Source organism: Niastella sp. (assembly GCF_045805085.1).
Taxonomy (GTDB): domain Bacteria; phylum Bacteroidota; class Bacteroidia; order Chitinophagales; family Chitinophagaceae; genus Niastella.
Genome location: NZ_JBJMLX010000274.1, coordinates 1 through 16,633, shown reverse-complemented (window position 1 = coordinate 16,633; position 16,633 = coordinate 1). Strand labels below are relative to the sequence as shown.

General features: G+C 46.0%; 8 protein-coding genes. 3 read left to right on the top strand and 5 right to left on the bottom strand.

Annotated elements, in window-relative coordinates; all coding sequences use genetic code 11:
- Positions 1-336 precede the first annotated feature (336 nt).
- From ACJ751_RS14300 to ACJ751_RS14290, 3 genes are all read right to left on the bottom strand, one after another.
- The gene (locus tag ACJ751_RS14300; RefSeq protein ID WP_407746178.1) at positions 337-1,491 is read right to left on the bottom strand and encodes an efflux RND transporter periplasmic adaptor subunit; all 1,155 of its coding nucleotides are present in this window, start codon (positions 1,489-1,491) and stop codon (positions 337-339) included.
- A gap of 52 nt (positions 1,492-1,543) precedes the next feature.
- Entirely contained in the window at positions 1,544-4,777 is a 3,234-nt protein-coding gene (locus ACJ751_RS14295; RefSeq protein ID WP_407746177.1) for an efflux RND transporter permease subunit, read from the bottom strand.
- 101 nt (positions 4,778-4,878) lie between these two features.
- On the bottom strand, positions 4,879-6,315 hold the full coding sequence (locus ACJ751_RS14290) for a TolC family protein (RefSeq protein WP_407746176.1): 1,437 nt from the start codon (positions 6,313-6,315) through the stop codon (positions 4,879-4,881).
- Positions 6,316-6,566: 251 nt separating this feature from the next.
- Between ACJ751_RS14290 and ACJ751_RS14285 the strand changes: the two genes are divergently transcribed.
- The 3 genes from ACJ751_RS14285 to ACJ751_RS14275 all read left to right on the top strand — a co-directional run bounded on the left by ACJ751_RS14285 (position 6,567) and on the right by ACJ751_RS14275 (position 11,305).
- Positions 6,567-7,463, top strand: coding sequence for an AraC family transcriptional regulator (locus ACJ751_RS14285; protein ID WP_407746175.1), 897 nt, complete (start codon positions 6,567-6,569; stop codon positions 7,461-7,463).
- 104 nt (positions 7,464-7,567) lie between these two features.
- Positions 7,568-8,725 (top strand): MFS transporter, encoded by a 1,158-nt coding sequence (locus ACJ751_RS14280; protein ID WP_407746174.1) that lies wholly within the window; start codon positions 7,568-7,570, stop codon positions 8,723-8,725.
- Positions 8,726-8,875: 150 nt separating this feature from the next.
- Entirely contained in the window at positions 8,876-11,305 is a 2,430-nt protein-coding gene (locus ACJ751_RS14275; RefSeq protein WP_407746173.1) for an ABC transporter permease, read from the top strand.
- A 132-nt stretch (positions 11,306-11,437) separates the two neighbouring features.
- On the opposite strand, the gene ACJ751_RS14270 is transcribed toward ACJ751_RS14275, so the two are convergent.
- Together ACJ751_RS14270 and ACJ751_RS14265 are read right to left on the bottom strand one after the other, a co-directional pair.
- Positions 11,438-15,802: an Ig-like domain-containing protein gene (locus ACJ751_RS14270; protein WP_407746172.1), complete on the bottom strand. Its 4,365-nt coding sequence runs from the start codon at positions 15,800-15,802 to the stop codon at positions 11,438-11,440.
- A 608-nt stretch (positions 15,803-16,410) separates the two neighbouring features.
- Positions 16,411-16,633 (bottom strand): hypothetical protein (locus tag ACJ751_RS14265; RefSeq protein WP_407746171.1); only part of this gene is annotated, 223 nt, incomplete at its 5' end.

Here is a 16,633-nt window from a genome sequence, read left to right as displayed (position 1 = left end):
TTTGCCATTGAAGCTCCTTCCGGCGCTTTGGGCATCCTTGTGAATGGCTATGGTATGTATTCCGATGATAAGAATACGGAGTTTGTTAAACAGTTACATGAGAGGATAAGGTTGAAAAGTTGACCAGTTGACGAGTTAACAAGTTGACGAGTTGATAGGGTTGATAAGGTTTCGAATTTTGAGCATTCTTCCCTATTTGCGAAATTTCTTAAATGTAAAAGCCCCCCGATCTATCGAGGGGCTTTTTGCTATTTCCTATGTTTATCGATAACTGAGACGTGTATTTACTGGTTAACTGGTCAACTGGTTAACTGGTCAACTGGTTAACTGGTCAACTTACTTCTTCACATTCACAGCACTCCCCTCCCTAACCTCCTCACTTCCTGTCTTAACAATGGCATCACCAGCAGACAACTCACCAAACACCTCCACCTTGCCATCATTCTCACGCCCCTTCTTTACATCAACCCACTCCGCTTTGCCATTCACGACTTTAATTACAAACACTCTTTCCTGTGAGCTTACAACAGCCGATTTGGGAAGAATGAAGGAGCTGTCCTTGGTTGATAAAGGAATGATCACGCTCGATACCATGCCGGGCAATAATCTCTTTTTCTCGTTGGCTACATCCATCTCAATGCGTTGCGAACGCAGTTTGAGGTCCAGTGCACCAGCCAGTCTTTTTACCTGGGCGGTGAATTTTTCATTGGGGAACGCATTCACGGTAAAGTTCACTTTATCCTGTTGATCGAGGTAACCGGTATAAGCTTCCGGTACATAGATCACCAGACGCAATTTCTTTTGCTCCTGCAGCGTGAACAGCGGGAACTCAGAGCCTTTACCCGAAGGGCCCACATAGGCGCCAGGGTTGGCGTTACGGGTAGTGATCACGCCATTGAAAGGCGCTCTGATCTCTAAATATCCTTTTCTGTCGGCAACTTCGCGGTATTGCGCTTTTGCCGCATCCCACTGGGCAAAATCTGAGTTCTTTTTTGCCAGTGCCTGGTCCAGGTCATTTTGCGAAACGGTACCCGGTGTTTTGCTGGTTTCCAGCAAGCGGTCATAGTTGGCTTTACTGGCGATGTAAACAGCTTCCTGCGATTTCAATCTTGATTGGGCAGCTGATTCCAGCGAAGTCAGTTCAGGCGCTTCCATAGTGGCCAGCAATTGACCGGCTTTTACTTCAGTGCCCACATCGGCATACAACTTTTTTACAAAGCTGTTTTCTTTCGCATACAGGTCAACCTGTTGAAAAGCGATCAACTCGCCGGGTATTGACAAATTAGTCGACAACATGCCTTTTTGCAGGGGTACGGTTTCTACGGCAGGTACAGCGGGGGCTTCCACTTTATTTTTGGGGGCCTCTTCTCCATTGGTTGAATTACAGGCGGGTAATAAAGCTATCAGGCCGATGCCTGCGATCAGGGTCAAAGGTGTATTAACTATTGCTGTCAGACCCTTTGCTTTATGTATTAAATTTCTCAGTTGCATATTCGCTGTTTTCTATGATGTACTACAAAATTACTATTTACTATATGGTTTCCTACCCGGCATCCTTTTCGTAAAATTTACTTTCACGATCGGTTGGGTCTAACGACACCGACTGGATGGTTGTTTTACCCTGCATCCAGGCAAATACCATGGGCAGAATAAACAGCGCCGCAAAGGTAGAGGCGATCAAACCGCCAATTACGGCACGTCCCAGCGGTGAGGCCTGATCGCCGCCTTCACCCAAACCGGAAGCCATCGGGATCATACCCGCCACCATCGCAATGGTCGTCATCAGGATCGGACGCAAGCGCAACGCGGCCGCTTCCTTCGCCGATTCCCAGGCATTGTCATTGTGTAACCGCAGGTGCTCTGCATTGGTGATCAATAAAACCGAGTTGGCGATCGATACCCCCACCGACATAATGATACCCATATACGATTGCAGGTTAAGGGTAGAACCGGTCAACTTCAACATGATCAATGAACCTAATATTACCGCCGGTATAGTGGCGAGGATCACCAACGATACTTTGAACGACTGGAAGTTCGCTGCCAGCATCAGGAAGATCACCACAATAGCTACCAGCAAACCGTTTTGTAAACTTTCCAGCGTCTCGGTCAATACGTTAGTTAAGCCTATCGGTTCAACTGTTAACCCGCGGGGTAATTCGCCCATCGATTGCAGGGCTTTCTGCACATCACGCGTGGCTGAACCCAGGTCTTTATGATTTATATTGGCGGTCACGCTCAGCACCGGCATGGCGCCCAGGTTGTCGTTTTCGCCGTAGGTTATATCAGGCGTCAGGGTTGCCACATCACTTAAAACAGGTCGTTGCTGATTGGTTAAAATGGGGATCTCTCCAATGCTGTTTACGCTTGTCATTTTATTTTCAGGTACGTATACCATTACCCCATATGACAGGTTCGATTTCTCATCTACCCACACGTTCTTTTCGGTATAACGGGATGAAGAGGTGGAGGTGATCAGTGAACGGGAGATATCGCTAACATCTACGCCCAGTTGCGCCGCCCTGTTTCTGTCTATATTAATATTGATAGCCGGGTATTTGGTGCTCTGGCCCAATTGCACATCGCGCAGATAAGAGATGCCTTTTAATTTGTCAATTACCTTTTGGGCATAGGCTTCGTTCTGCTTTTTATTTCTGCCTGCAATCCGCACCTCGATGGGTGTGGGCGAACCCTGGCTCAGGATCTTATCTGTTAACTGAATGGGTTCAAATGACAATTTCACATCAGGCATGGTCGCACTCAGTTTCTCCCTGATCCTTTCTTTCAGCTTATCCAGATCTTCTTCATAGTCTTCATTCAGTTGCACCTGTACAACGGCTTCATTAGGCGCCGGCATAAACAGGTAAATAGGGCTGGTACTGAACAAACCGGGGTGCTGACCAATAAATGCAGAGGTAACGGAAATGTTCTTTTTGCCTACCAGCTCTTCGAGATTAGCCAGGGCTTTCAACATGTAACCTTCCGTGCGTTCGATCCGCAAACCTTCGGGGGCCCGTAACCGCAACTGGAATTGTCCGGAATTGGTACGCGGCAATACGTCGCGGCCAATGTTATTCAATAACAGCACCGCAGCACCGCTTACAAGCACCACATAGGCGATCACCACCGGTTTACGAACTATATATAAGCGGCCCAGGAAACGCAGGAAACGGTTCCGCAGTTTTTCAAACCTGGTGAGATCTTTCTCCTCCTTTTCCAGCAGCATTTTCTTTTGATCCCAGGTATCATGATCGCCGGCAACGGCTGTATGCATCTTCTCCTGGCTATTATGATTAGCAGGATGTGCCTTCATGATCCAGTTGGCCAGAATGGGTACAAATGTTTGCGCCAGGAAATAAGAAGTGATCATGGAGAAGGCAATGGCGAGGGCCAGCGGCAGGAACAATGAACCCGGAATGCCGCCCATAGTGAACGCCGGCGCAAAAACCGCCAGGATACACAACAGGATCAGCAATTTGGGAAAGGCTATTTCCTTACACGCATCCCAGATGGCCGTCGCCTTCGACTTGCCCATGGCAAAGTGCTGGTGAATATTTTCTATCGTCACCGTCGATTCATCCACCAAAATACCAATGGCGAGCGACAGACCACTCAACGTCATGATATTGATGGTTTGATGGAACAGCGACAGGAACAATACACCTGAGATAATTGAAGTAGGAATGGTCAGGATCACGATCAACGCACCCCGGGCATCACCCAGGAACAACAACACCATTAAGCCGGTAAGAATGGCGCCAATAGCACCTTCCGAGATCAAACTCTTTACCGAATTAATTACGTATACCGACTGATCGAACTCATACGACAGTTTTACATCATCAGGCAACTGTGCCTGGAATTTAGGGATCGCTTTTTTCAGGTTCTGCACCACTTCCCAGGTACTGGCATCGGCTGATTTGGTGATAGGCAGATATACGGAGCGTTTTCCATTTACCAATGCATACCCCGAAGTAATATCGGCTCCATCTTCTATCGTAGCCACATCCCGCAAATACACGTTCTGTACACCACCTTTAAATAAAGGAATATTCTCAAAATCCTTTACGGTTTTGATCAATGTATTGGTAGGGGTAATATAGTTTTTATCACCGATACGTACGTTACCGGAAGGCGTCGTTTGGTTATTGATGCGGATGGCCGCTACCAGTTGATCGGGCGTCATATTGTGCGCACGCAGCAACTCGGGATCGGCTTTAATAACAATGGTACGCACGTTACCCCCAAAAGGCGCGGGTGAAACCAGACCGGGAATAGATGTAAAGGCAGAACGCACATATACGTTGGCCAGGTCCATCAGTTCGTTATTGCTACGGCTGGGGCTGCTTAACACCAGTTGACCCACCGGCAGGGTTGAGGCGTCGAACCGAAGGATAAACGGCGGTTGCGACCCATTGGGAAAGATCGCCTGCGCACGGTTTGTATAGGCGCTCACCTCCGCTGCAGCCTGGGCCATATTGGTTCCGGGATAAAAGGACAATTTCATCAACGTCAGGCCCTGGATATTTTTTGTTTCGATGCTCTTTACGCCCGATACATACAACAACAGGTTCACATAGTTCTTTCCAAAGAAGGCTTCCATTTGGGTAGGGGTATAACCACCAAATGGGTGGGAAATATAAATAACCGGCAGATCGAGCGAAGGGAAGATGTCTATTTTGATGCTACGCACTGCGCTAATACCAAAAAAGCACAACCCCGCTACCAATACCAGTATCGTTATAGGTTTCCGTAATGCTAATCTTATCAGATTCATAAACTCTATTTAGGGAATACTAACTTTTGTCTTTTTTAAACCTGCCAAAAGACAGGTTCTTACATTCGGGGACTATTCACCATTGACCATTCACCATTCACCTACTTAACTTGCTTTACAAACAGATCGAAATCGCCGGAGGCAGCAGCTTTCAGTAACAACGACTGCCATACATTAATAAAGGCAACGTTCAGATCGGCTTCGGCCCGGTTCAGGGCATATTGCGCCTGTTGCACATCCACAATATTGGTCAATCCATTTTTATATAAAACGCTTTTTTGCAAATAAGCATCAGAAGCGGCCTTGTATTGCACCGGCACTTCCTGCACACTTTGCATACTGTTGGCTATCCGTTGATCGGCCAGCACCAATTGGTCCTGCAACTGGGTGGTCACCAGGTTGTACTCATTTCTATATGCTTCGGTAAGGAACTGTTGCGCTTTTACCTGGTTCTTTATTTTTGCCAGGCTGGTAATATTCCAGGCAATAGATACCCCGGCCACATAGTTGGTACGCATAGGTTTTATGCCTTCAAAATAATCGCGTGAGTATTTGGGATTGGTGGGCGAATACGTATAATCGAACCCGGAACCCTTGGTTTGAATAATGCCAAACAAGTTCAAACCCGGTAAAATACTTCTCTTGAGGTACGCAGTGGTATAATCGCTTTGATTGATGCGTGCCTGGAAGAACTTCACCTGCGGGTTTTGCGTAACGGCCACGTTGGTGTTTACCTCAACCGGTGTTTTATTAATATAGGTAGTATCCAGGCTAAACTCGGCTGGCGGTACGTTTAGCAACTGCGCCAACTGGTTACGATATTGCAGTTCGCTGTTACGGGCATCGATGATGGCCAGCTTCGCCCGCGATACTTCCGAATTGGCAATGGAAGAGTCCACTCCGGCATTTAAACCGGTACGCGTACGCGCAGTCACCACTTCTTTTACATGTAAGGCCCGGTCCAGGTTTGACTGCGCCGTCCTCAACAGCCGTTGCGCAGTGAGCAGATTTAAATAGGCGCTGGCAATTTTTACACTTTGCACAAACTCTTCCTGCACCAGGTCGGCTGAATCGCGCTGCACCTGGGCTGTATACAGGTTGATCTTTGATCTCAGGCGGCCAAATGAATATACTTCCCAGTTGGTATTTAAAAAGTATAACCCACCCCAGGAAGAATTCCAGTTTTGAGAAGGAGTGACCGGACCGCTTGATGAAACCCCAGCCACACCACCAACAGCGGCCAGTGGCCCATATTGTCCGTTGATGTTGCCAAAATCCTGTTGCACTGAGGCGATCACGTTGGGTAAATACTCATTGCGGGTGTTTTGCACCAACGCCGTAGAAGCATTCAGGTAACTGCGTTTAGCCTGTATGCTTTGATAATTTTTTAATCCGGTATTAATGGCATCGGATAATGTCAACGGTTGCGTTGATTGCGCTGTTGCGTTTTTCTGAGTGCCCAGTAAAAGCATTCCTATTAGAGCAATAGCCGGGAGTGCATTAATCCGCATCGAACTTTTTCTTTCGCGTAAGAACATGTTTGGTTGTTAATTGAGCGTTAACGAAGGAACAGTACTTCCAGGTAGAAGATAATATACCTCGTTTTTTTAATCTGATTTTAATGGCTGCATCGTAGCAGGGTCGTTATGTTTGCCCCTTGTTCATCAGGCAGGTTATGAATGATCGGGCGATTGTCGGGATATACATGTTTGCTTAGGACTGTAAAATTGCAAATACCTCCTGGATATTCACTTGTACAATTTTGGGTTTATTCTGTACTTTTGCAGGTATGAACGGAGACTATCTTCATCATCCCTTTGAGATCGTTTATAAAGAAAAAGAGACCGACGAAGTGCTGAAACCAGCCCACAAGCACAACTTCTTTGAATTGGTTTATATCATCGACGGTACTGGTACTCACTGCATTAATAAAAATAAATTCGAGTATGGCAACGGTCACCTGTTCCTGCTTACGCCGCAGGACATGCATAAAGTAACCGTTAAAACGACAACTAAATTTTTCCTGATCCGTTTCAATGACATTTATTTCAAATCCCAGAACGAACAGGCCAACAGTCTGCAAAAAGAATGGATCAATAAACTTGAATACATTTTCCATAATGCCACGCATTCGCCCGGTTGCATTTTAAAAGGCATGAGCGATCGCGTGCTGGTGAAAGCATTGATCGATGGATTGATAAAAGAACACATCAATAAAGAACCTTATCACCAGGAGATCATACACCAGATAGTGAACACCCTGATCTCGATAGTAGCCCGAAACATATATATTAAAGTACCAAAGCGAATGAAGCCTGATGCCAATAATGATGATACAACCTTAAAGATCATCCATTATGTACAGGCCAATATTTATAAACCTGAATTGCTAAAGGCGGAACAAATTGCCAACACCTTTCAGATCTCCGTCAATTACCTCAGCGAATATTTTAAAAAGCATACCGGCGAAACCTTACAAACCTATATCACCAATTATAAACTACGATTGGTAGAAGCAAGATTACTGCATAGTAATATGCGTATTAACGAGATTGCCTTTGAATTACATTTCACCGATGAAAGCCATTTGAACCGCATTTTTAAAAAATACAAAGGCATTAGCCCCAGCAGTTACCGCAAACAGATCATGTTTGATAAGAAAACGGTAATTGCGGCTACTGCCTAGTGCCAGGTTCAAAGTTCTAAGTTTAAAGTTTCAAATTCCATTAACCTTGAACTTAAAACTGACAATTAATTGAATTGAAAAATTAATCTCGGTATTACAATAATATGTCTAGTGCAACCAACAGCGTGTCACCCAAAAAGTCCCGTATAGCTACTGCTGTTTTCTTTTTTGTTTCAGGTTTTGGTTTCTCTTCATGGGCCTCCCGCATTCCTACCATTCAACAGAATTTACATTTGAGTGAAGGAAAGCTCGGCGCCGTACTATTTGCATTACCAGCAGGTTTAATGTGCACCTTGCCTGTTACCGGTTATTTATTACGACGCTTCAGCAGCCGCTACATCATGTTCACCGGCGCGGTGCTATTCAACATCATGTTGTGCCTCGTGGGCTTTACCCGCGAAACCTGGCAACTGGTGGTAGTGTTGTTCTTCTTTGGTTCTTCCCGCAATCTGTTTAATATTTCGGCCAACGCGCAATCCATTGGCGTGCAAAAACTCTACGACCGGTCGATCATTGCCACCTTTCATGCTATTTGGAGTGTTGCAGGTTTTGCCGCCGCTGCCCTTGGTTCCCTGCTCGTTTCTTTCAGCATCGATCCCTCCTGGCATTTTCTGGCCGTTTGTATTTTATTGACCACGCTTTGTACCTTCTTCTTTAAGGATAGCGTGCACCAGCAACCGCAACCGCATGAACGCCTGCAAAAAACAAAATTCAGAATGCCCGATAAAGCCCTGCTGAGACTGGGTTTTATGTGCTTTGCCGCCATGGCCTGCGAAGGCACCATGTACGACTGGAGCGCCATTTACCTGAAAAAAGCCGTGCATGCCTCTAAAGAAATTGCTACTGCCGGATATGCTTTTTATATGGTGGCCGTAACCCTGGGGCGGTTTACAGGCGATAAACTGGCCAACAGTTTTGGCGTAAAAGCCGTGTTGAAATACAGCGGACTGTTCATTCTGACCGGGTTATTACTCGCTGCTATTTTCCCTTATATAGTTACCACCGGCCTGGGTTTTATGATGGCAGGTTTTGGTTTATCCTGTGTAGTGCCCATGGTGTTCAGCATGGCTGGTAAAGTAAAACATATGAGCGGCGGTCCTGCCATTGCGGGTGTCTCCACCATTGGGTATTTTGGCTTTTTGATTGTGCCGCCAATGGTAGGTTTTATTGCAGAAGCGTTTAACCTGCGCTGGTCAATAGCCATCATTGCCTTATTAGGTATTTTAATTACGTGGCTGGTAAGTGAAATGAAAGAAGAATAATTATCATATCATCCTGCTCAATAACGGACAAATCTTGTATCGAATTCGTACGGGTGACCCCGCCGTACATGGATTAATGTTATCATTAGCAACCCTTTAGGGAAATGGCATTATACTGGTGCGGGAATAGGATCTGTAAAACTGGATTCTATGATCAATTTTTTTAAAGTTTCCATACGCAATCTCACCAGGAATAAAACCTTTACCACCATCAACATCCTGGGGCTTGCGCTGGGAACGCTTTGCTGTCTGTACATTATCATGTACGTGAACGATCAGTTCGGGTACGATCGACAGCACAAAAGCGCCGCCAACATCTACCGGATCAATACATTTCTTTCAATACAGGGCGGCCCTCCGATGAATAATGGCTCCTGCTCGCCGCCCATTGCCCCCACCCTGAAAAAAGATTTTCCTGAAGTGGAACAGTTTACCCGGATCGTTCCTACCGGCCGGCTCGGCGCTAAACAGCATATTTTACAATATGGCGAAAAAAGCATTTTTGAAACAGATGCGGTCTATGCCGACTCCACCTTCTTTGATGTGTTCAGCTATCATTTCGTATCTGGCAATGCTGCTAAAACACTGGATGATCCTTACTGTGTTGTTTTATTAAAACAAACTGCCAGTAAGTTATTTGGAAACACAGACCCGGTTGGCAAAACGATCTCTATAAACAATGGCTATGGGAAACACGACTTCAAGGTCACCGCAGTGATAGATGAAAGCCTGGGCCATTCGCACATTAAGGCTAATTTACTGATGAGCATGAACAGCGGTGGCATGGGCGGTTTTACGTATACCAACACAGATTGGGCTGCTTATAATTACGCAGCTTCCTATATAAGATTACGGCCAAACGCATCCGCAACGGCGCTCGAAAATAAACTTCCGGCTCTCCTGAAAAAGTATGGCGCCGACCGGCTTAAACAAATGGGGATGCAGAAGGAACTGCATTTGCAAGCCCTCACCAGTATACACACTACAACCGGCCATAAAAGCGAATTGAGCGAACCGGTTGATAGTTCTTTTTTACACCTGCTTTTACTGATCGCGATACTTATCCAGGTGATCGCCTGTATAAATTTTATGAACCTTAGCACGGCCCATGCCTCCAAAAGAGCGAAAGAAGTGGGGGTAAGAAAAGTGATCGGCGCTCAAATAAAAGATCTGGTATCGCAATTCCTGGGCGAGTCATTGCTGTTATCATGCTGCGGTGTACTGCTGGCGTTGCCTTTATTGGTTTTATTTCTCCCCTACTTAAACCAGGTAACAAACGCAGACATTCATCTTTCCTTTCTCTCCAATTTCAAATTCTGGATCCTGCTAACAGGCATTATGTTGTTGTCTGGATTATTGTCAGGCAGCTTTCCTGCCTTCTATCTTTCCGCATTCAAACCAATAAAAGTATTGAAAGGAAATTTCACCAACCATTTATCCGCTGCGGGGATCCGGCGGGCGCTGGTGGTATTTCAGTTTGTGCTATCCATTCTGCTGATCTCCGGTATCATCGTAATTTACAGTCAGCTGAATTATATAAAGAACAAGGATGTTGGTTTTAACCAGCACCAGCAGATCATTCTTAACTTTTATACAGGCGATGCGCAGGAACGCATCCCCGCGCTTTGCAACGATCTGCGGCAGTTATCAGAAGTAACGGCGGTAAGCCAGGCAGATAATTATCCAAGTCAGGAGGTTACCCGCGACTGGCTTTTTTATCTGGAAGGCAGCCATGGAACAACCGCAAAAGATATCTCGTTTGTATGTACCGATGAGCATTATGCAAAAGCGCTGGGCATGACCATCATCGGGGGCCGGGATTTCAGGGAAGGTGATTCGGGCAGGATCTTGCTCAATGAAACGGGCGCCCGTGCGTTGGGACTAAATCCTGAAACGGCGCCAGGTAAACGATTGTATCCACAATCTGATGCAGGAGAGCCGGTATTCTATTTCGAAATAGCTGGCGTTATCAAAGACGCTAATTACAGCTCGCTGCACGACGAAGTAAAACCCCTGATGCTAAGATATGACCTGGGCCGGGCAAGGGACAATGTGATCATTAACGTGAGCAGCAACAACTACTCCGCACTGCTTGGTAAAATAGGCGCTATCTGGAAACAGCATCTGCCGGCGGTTCCGTTCACCTATTCATTCCTGAATGAGGATGTACAAAAGCAATATGAAGCAGAGATCAGTTTATCAGCCACCATCAACCTGTTTACCCTGATGGCCATCTTTATATCCGGCATGGGACTGTTTGGACTTTCCGCCTTTAGCGCCGAACAAAGAACAAAAGAGATCGGCGTACGAAAAGTGCTGGGCGCCAGTGTGCTTCATTTGTCGTCACTGCTGTCGAAAGATTTTTTAAAGCTTACTGCTATCGCGTTTGTAATAGCCACGCCCATTGCCTGGTGGATGATGAACCAATGGTTGCAGTCATTCAGTTACCGCATACATATCAGTTGGTGGATGTTTGCGCTGGCGGGTACGCTGGCCATGTTGTTGACCTTATGCGTAGTTAGTGTGCAGGCCATCAAAGCGGCCCTGGCCAATCCCGTGAGAAGTTTAAGAGCAGAATAAATAAGGCTCAAGGCACAAGAATCAAGGCACAAGGGAAACAAGAAAGTATGATAAAAGAACAAGGAACACGGAAGATGGGGATTCCCCCACTTCCTGTTCCTTGTTTGGTTTTTCCAATATCCTGCTGTTATTCTACAGTTTCACTAACCGGGTTGTGCTTACATTACCGGTTTTCTTATTGGTGATCTTAACGATCCAGATACCTTGTGTCAGTTTTGCTGTTGGAATAGTAATGCTATTCACGCCAGTTACTGATACCGTATATGACTGACTGCTCACCGCATTTCCGCTGCTCACATTCTGTACTTCAATTACCAGTTGGTCACCGGCTTCGGCATATTTCAACACCTGGGCAGTAGCACCTGTAAGCGGGTTAGGCACTACAGAAGCGCCCCCTACAGTGGTGGCCATATTGGTGGCTGCAGTTACTCTGGTAGTTGCAGAACAGGCGCCTAATGGTTTCCACCACCAGTCAGCTGTACCCGGTGTAACATTGTACAGGGCATCAGACAGACTTTGATACAGGTTACCCTGATAGGTTACTTTGTCGCCATTGTTGTAAATTTTCGGATAAGGCTGGTATTCGGCTACACCGGCGCAATTGCCAGTATTACCGCTACCGCTGCCAACAGTAATGGTTACGGAAGCAGATGTGGTTGCATTGCCACTGTTATCAGTTGCTTTTGCAGTGATAGCATATGTACCATTGGTTACGTTGGTCCAGCTATAGGTATATGGAGCTGCAGTAGCCTCACCCAGTTTGGTAGCGCCATTGAAGAACTCAACTTTGCTTACTGTACCATCGGCATCGCTGGCAGTTGCAATAATAGCTACTGTTGCAGGAGCCGTGAATGCAGCACCAGATGCAGGTGAAGTCAGCATCACCACAGGGGCGTTGTTGTTTCCGCCACCGGTACAATCACTGATGTATTTCCACACTTTGCCATCGCCCACGTTCAGATCAGGTTGCTCGTTTTGTGTCCACCATTTAGCCTCATACACTTTACCATTGTACACTATCTGGTTGCCACTTGTATATACACCAGTGGCAGTCCATGCCTGAATGCCGTTACAACCAGTACCGTTGCCTGTACCTACAGTAACAGATACAGCGCCTGAAGTGGTTACTGCACCTTTGTTATCGGTTGCTTTGGCAGTCAATGAATAAGTACCATTAGCTACATTGTTCCAGCTATACGTATAAGGTGCTGCAGTTGCTTCACCCAATTTTGTACCGCCATTAAAGAATTCCACTTTACTAACTGAACCATCGTTATCACTGGCTGAGGCCGTGATAGTGATAGTAGCCGGTGCAGTGAAGGTAGCACCTGAAGCTGGTGAAGTAATGCTTACTACAGGAGCATTGTTACCGCCTGTGTTGCCAAAGAAGTAGTCATAATAGTTATTGGCAAATTCATCGCCATTTGCTTTATCCCAGTTAACTGACCAGGTCATGATACCTCTCAGGCCGGGGTAGCCACTACCCTTTCTCATCACATATCCGCCACCGAATGCCGTTCCTTTTGTGAGGTAATCCAACGCTTTCTTCACATTCACGGGTGTTGTATAACCTGAGCCCGCTGCTGAAGCAGAAGCAGGTAAACCAAAAGCTACCTGGTCTTCACGCAAGGCAGGGAAGGTTTGATTGGTGCCGGCAACAGGGAAACCATTCAACAACATTTCTGTCATTGCCACAATGAAATCTGATGTGCTTGAATTGTAGTTCTTGTTATCCATCCCCGTCATTGAACCGGTATTGTACAATTGCGGATGGATGAACGTTAATTGATTACGCAAACCGTAGATCAATGGCAGGTAAGCACCTACCAATGGAGAATAGGTGGTTGCAAAAGCAGCCTGAACATAATAGGTTTCGGGCGCCATTGTTAACCAGCAATCTTTCCCCTGTCCTTTACGGTAGTTGATGATCTCCTGGATACCAGCGATCAGGTTTACTACTTTAGGCGTGGTAGGACTCATGAAATTATTATCGCCATTGTTAAGTACCAGGTTTGAACCGCCTTCGAGGTCAATATCAAATCCATCGAAGTTATATTGGTCCATCAGCGACTTCATTGAATTAACGAATGAAGTTTTAGCTGCAGTAGTGGTCAGTTGCAGGATCCCGTTTTCACCCCCCAGTGATAACAGTACTTTTCTGCCCTGTGACTGCAGTGTGGCAATATCGGACTTGAAATCTGCTACAGAAGTACCTTCTGGTGTAAAGCTGATAGTAGCCTGATCGCCTGTGGTAACGCCGAAGGCAATTTGAATAACGTTGTACTTGGGATTCACATCGCGTAAACGGATGTACGGCGGTGTGCCTGTTGTTGTACCCCAGTTATGCCAGTAACCCACAATTACTTTGCTGGTGTTACCACCGGTATTTGAGTTTACCGTGAATGTTACCGAAGAAGATGTTGTAACAGCCCCGCTGTTATCGGTTGCTTTTGCAGTAACCGAATAGCTGCCGGCCCCTACACTGCTCCAGCTAACACTATAAGGAGAGGTAGTAGCAGAACCAAGGCTGGTGGCGCCGTTAAAGTATTCTACTTTCGATACGGTACCATCTGCATCAGCTGCACTGGCAGTGAGCGTAATGCTGGCGGGCGCTGTATAGGTAGAACCGTTGGTGGGCGCTGTAATTGACACCGTAGGCGCCTGGTTACTACCAGAACCATTTACTTTTACGGTAATGGCTGCAGAGGTAGTGGTAGCACCGGTGTTATCTGTAGCAATAGCGGTAATGGTATAAGTGCCGGCCGCTACGTTGTTCCAGTTAACAGTATAAGGAGAAGCAGTAACAGAACCAACGCTGGTGGCGCCGTTAAAGAACTCCACTTTTGAAATGCTGCCATCGGCATCTGCTGCATTAGCCGTTAAGCTAATAGTAGCGGGTGCATTGAAGCTGGCATTGTTGGCAGGTGATGTAATGGAAACAGTTGGCAATTGGTTGCCGGTACTGCCATTTGCAAACACCTGGTTGATCTTGTTTACCAGTTTTGATTTGGTATTGGCACAGAAGATCAGTTTGGTGCCTGAGGTGCTGCTGGTCATGTCAGTCATGTCACCGAATACCTGCCATACAATAACCCCGGCCAAACCCTGGTCTTTTATGTATTGCGCTTTTGCTTCAATGGAACGCTCGTTATCAAAGCTCAGGAAATAGTTTCCTTTTACCTTGTAAGGAACCTTGGCATTATCATCCCAGTATTCAGTCCAGCCCGAACCGCTGCCAGTCGCCTGCTGAATATAGCTGTAAGCCGGCGTACCATCCCACAGGTCTTTTTGCCAGTTGGTAAAGTCGGCGCAGGTTTGAATAGGACCATCGGGTTGAACAGTTTCTGCCCGCTTGCTGGTAGCGCCATTCAGCGCAGCAGTACTGCCACATACAACCCCTCTTCCATAGAAAGGGGCGCCTAATGTAACCTTACTCAGGTTAACACCCAGGTTCTTCAATCCTTTTACGGTTCCATCCAATGAAAAACCCTGGTATTCCATACCGGGATAATCATATAAAGGCGCATTGTGACCAGCCTTGTTGCTCCATCCACCATTATAGTCATAGGTCATCATGTCTATATAGTTGAGCACGGCATTCAGTCGGGTCCAGTTAAAACCGCTCAGCTTGGAAGGCACGGCAGAGAAACAGGCCGTGATCAGTTTGCTGCTGCCAATGGCAGCGCGCACTTCTTCAGCCAGCGTGGCAAAGTTGTTGTAATCAACAGCCCCATAATGCTCGATGTTCATGCCAGGATCGTTGGGATATTCCCAGTCGAAATCGATACCGTCAAAACCCATTGCGATCAGGTCTTTACAGTTCGCTACGAATCTGGCGCGTTTGGCGGCATCGGCGGCTACTTCAGGATAGTGCTTACACATGCTCCAGCCACCAACAGAGGCCATTACTTTTACGCCTTTTGAATGCGCCAGCTCTAATAAGCCTGGTTGACCACCCTGTTTATGAATGGCCAAAGGAAAGGAACCGGTTTTGCCGGTGTTTACATTCTTCCAACCGGCGCCTTCATTACGGTAGCCCTGGTTGTAGGCATAACTGCCATCAGAAATGTAATACAGGGTTTCCAGTTCACCATACAACAGGTACAGGTCCCAACTGCTGTAGATGTCTTCATTCAGCAACGGAGCAGGTGCCTGCACAGCGCCTGCCTGGTAAATGTTCTTGTTGCGAAAATCACCACTATGCAATGAACCATCCTGGGCCACGCCAAAGAAAGAAAAGTTCAGAATGGTGTACTGGGAATAATCCACGTTCAAATGGTTATAACCACCTTTGGGAACCAGGTTCGCTACATCTTTCCAGGCATCCCATTGTGTAATATAACCGATCACCTGTTTGGAGTGCTGGGCCGTGGTGGCAGGCACCGAAGGACTCACCTGCGCACGCGCAGCTGAGAAAAAACAAAGCAAAATAGCCAGTTGAACATACTGCAAACTTCGCCAATGGCGCCATTTGCGCAGGGTAGACAACACTTTCATACTGTAAGGCATTTTAAATTAACAATAAATACTATAATTAGAAACTATGTAAACTATGTCAGGGCAAAGCAGTAGCTAAGCGATCAATCCGCCAAAGGCGGACACGCGCCGAAGGCTGATCGCAGTATACTTAACGTGCAATACCGAACGCACAAAATGCAACCTGCGAAATAGCTATGCATTTCGAGTTACATACGTGCGTACCAATCATTAGACGTTAAGGAAAAAACAAAGGATTTGATAATGAATGCAGCCACGCAAAGGATAACCAGGCGTTCCGCATTATGAAGAAGGTAATTAGTAATTGCAGTAATATAATTGTAGAAGCAGCTGCAAAGTAAAAACTGTTTAAAATACTTTCGCTATGAAAACAGGTTTATTTTTTTCCACATTATAGATATACGTTATAGAAAGATTGATAATCACAACCCTATGCCATACATGCAATTTATTATTTCCAATTCTTAAGATGTAAGCTAGCTATATTGTTATAGTATAGGTCATTGCTAACTTAACGCCTTATCCTTTACCTTATTCAACAACGGTGCTGAATGTGCTGAGTAATTTTACTCTTTTTCATCACCCTAATTTTGTTTAGCCTTGAAAAATTATAAACGTTTTAGCGATTTGAATGAATTGGAGTGGTTTTTGCCTACTACCTTCTTTGTAAAAATCACTTGTATGTAAGTAGTAATACTGTTGTAGAAAGCATCCCTTAGCACTAAAGTGGGTAGTTGACCCGCTTCCCTGGTACTGTTTAGAATAGCTATATTTTTTTCCCCTTTCATATTTGTTATCAGCCGCACCTGGCGTGTGGTTGCGTGATAAGCT